Genomic DNA, 2,929 nt, shown 5'->3' with positions numbered 1-2,929 from the left:
AAGGTTAAGTTGTTAAGGGCGCACGGTGGATGCCTTGGCACTAGGAGCCGATGAAGGACGGTACTAACACCGATATGCTTCGGGGAGCTGTAAGTAAGCTTTGATCCGGAGATTTCCGAATGGGGAAACCCACTGCTCGTAATGGAGTAGTATTTTTACCTGAATACATAGGGTATTAAAGGCAGACCCGGGGAACTGAAACATCTAAGTACCCGGAGGAAGAGAAAGCAAACGCGATTTCCTGAGTAGCGGCGAGCGAAACGGAAGAAGCCCAAACCAAGAGGCTTGCCTCTTGGGGTTGTAGGACACTCATGTACGGAGTTACAAAGGAACGGAGTAAATGAAGAGGTCTGGAAAGGCCCGTCAAAGAAGGTAACAACCCTGTAGTTGAAACTTCGTTCCCTCCAGAGTGGATCCTGAGTACGGCGGGACACGTGAAATCCCGTCGGAAGCAGGGAGGACCATCTCCCAAGGCTAAATACTCCCTAGTGACCGATAGTGAACCAGTACCGTGAGGGAAAGGTGAAAAGCACCCCGGAAGGGGAGTGAAAGAGATCCTGAAACCGTGTGCCTACAAGTAGTCAAAGCCCNNGGGTAATGGCGTGCCTTTTGTAGAATGAACCGGCGAGTTACGATCCCGTGCAAGGTTAAGTTGATAAGACGGAGCCGCAGCGAAAGCGAGTCTGAATAGGGCGAATAAGTACGTGGTCGTAGACCCGAAACCAGGTGATCTACCCATGTCCAGGGTGAAGTTCAGGTAACACTGAATGGAGGCCCGAACCCACGCACGTTGAAAAGTGCGGGGATGAGGTGTGGGTAGCGGAGAAATTCCAATCGAACTTGGAGATAGCTGGTTCTCTCCGAAATAGCTTTAGGGCTAGCCTTGAAATGAGAGTCTTGGAGGTAGAGCACTGATTGGACTAGGGGCCCCCATCGGGTTACCGAATTCAGTCAAACTCCGAATGCCAAAGACTTATGTTCAGGAGTCAGACTGCGAGTGATAAGATCCGTAGTCAAGAGGGAAACAGCCCAGACCACCAGCTAAGGTCCCAAAGTATACGTTAAGTGGAAAAGGATGTGGAGTTGCTTAGACAACCAGGATGTTGGCTTAGAAGCAGCCACCATTTAAAGAGTGCGTAATAGCTCACTGGTCGAGTGACTCTGCGCCGAAAATGTACCGGGGCTAAACGTATCACCGAAGCTGTGGACTGTTCTTTTAGAACAGTGGTAGGAGAGCGTTCTAAGGGCTGTGAAGCCAGACCGTAAGGACTGGTGGAGCGCTTAGAAGTGAGAATGCCGGTATGAGTAGCGAAAGAGGGGTGAGAATCCCCTCCACCGAATGCCTAAGGTTTCCTGAGGAAGGCTCGTCCGCTCAGGGTTAGTCGGGACCTAAGCCGAGGCCGAAAGGCGTAGGCGATGGCCAACAGGTTGAAATTCCTGTACCACCTCCTCACCATTTGAGCAATGGGGGGACGCAGAAGGATAGGGTAAGCGCGCTGTTGGATATGCGCGTCCAAGCAGTTAGGCTGACAACGAGGCAAATCCCGTTGTCGCGAAGGCTGAGCTGTGATGGCGAGGGAACTATAGTACCGAAGTTCCTGATTCCACACTGCCAAGAAAAGCCTCTAGCGAGGTGAGAGGTGCCCGTACCGCAAACCGACACAGGTAGGCGAGGAGAGAATCCTAAGGTGAGCGAGAGAACTCTCGTTAAGGAACTCGGCAAAATGACCCCGTAACTTCGGGAGAAGGGGTGCTTTTTAGGGTGAATAGCCCGGAAAAGCCGCAGTGAATAGGCCCAGGCGACTGTTTAGCAAAAACACAGGTCTCTGCGAAGCCGCAAGGCGAAGTATAGGGGCTGACGCCTGCCCGGTGCTGGAAGGTTAAGGGGAGAGGTTAGCGCAAGCGAAGCTTTGAACCGAAGCCCCAGTAAACGGCGGCCGTAACTATAACGGTCCTAAGGTAGCGAAATTCCTTGTCGGGTAAGTTCCGACCCGCACGAAAGGCGTAACGATCTGGGCACTGTCTCAACGAGAGACTCGGTGAAATTATAGTACCTGTGAAGATGCAGGTTACCCGCGACAGGACGGAAAGACCCCGTGGAGCTTTACTGTAGCCTGATATTGAATTTTGGTACAGCTTGTACAGGATAGGTAGGAGCCTGAGAAGCCGGAGCGCTAGCTTCGGTGGAGGCGTCGGTGGGATACTACCCTGGCTGTATTGAAATTCTAACCCACAGCCCTGATCGGGCTGGGAGACAGTGTCAGGTGGGCAGTTTGACTGGGGCGGTCGCCTCCTAAAATGTAACGGAGGCGCCCAAAGGTTCCCTCAGAATGGTTGGAAATCATTCGTAGAGTGTAAAGGCACAAGGGAGCTTGACTGCGAGACCTACAAGTCGAGCAGGGACGAAAGTCGGGCTTAGTGATCCGGTGGTTCCGCATGGAAGGGCCATCGCTCAACGGATAAAAGCTACCCCGGGGATAACAGGCTTATCTCCCCCAAGAGTCCACATCGACGGGGAGGTTTGGCACCTCGATGTCGGCTCATCGCATCCTGGGGCTGTAGTCGGTCCCAAGGGTTGGGCTGTTCGCCCATTAAAGCGGTACGCGAGCTGGGTTCAGAACGTCGTGAGACAGTTCGGTCCCTATCCGTCGTGGGCGTAGGAAATTTGAGAGGAGCTGTCCTTAGTACGAGAGGACCGGGATGGACGCACCGCTGGTGTACCAGTTGTCTTGCCAAAGGCATAGCTGGGTAGCTATGTGCGGAAGGGATAAGTGCTGAAAGCATCTAAGCATGAAGCCCCCCTCAAGATGAGATTTCCCATCACATTAGTGAGTAAGATCCCTGAAAGATGATCAGGTTGATAGGTCAGAGGTGGAAGCGCGGTGACGTGTGGAGCTGACTGATACTAATCGATCGAGGACTTAACCTA

Annotated in this window: 1 rRNA gene; it reads left to right on the top strand. The window is 52.9% G+C overall.

Annotated features, from left to right (window positions below):
- Positions 1-2: 2 nt before the first annotated feature.
- Positions 3-2,929 (top strand): 23S ribosomal RNA (locus COD11_RS00225).

The sequence above is a fragment of the Bacillus sp. AFS040349 genome (genome assembly GCF_002577655.1).
Lineage (GTDB): Bacteria > Bacillota > Bacilli > Bacillales > Bacillaceae > Metabacillus.
Note: the sequence above shows the minus strand (reverse complement) of the source record. Positions and strands in the feature narration are given on the sequence as shown.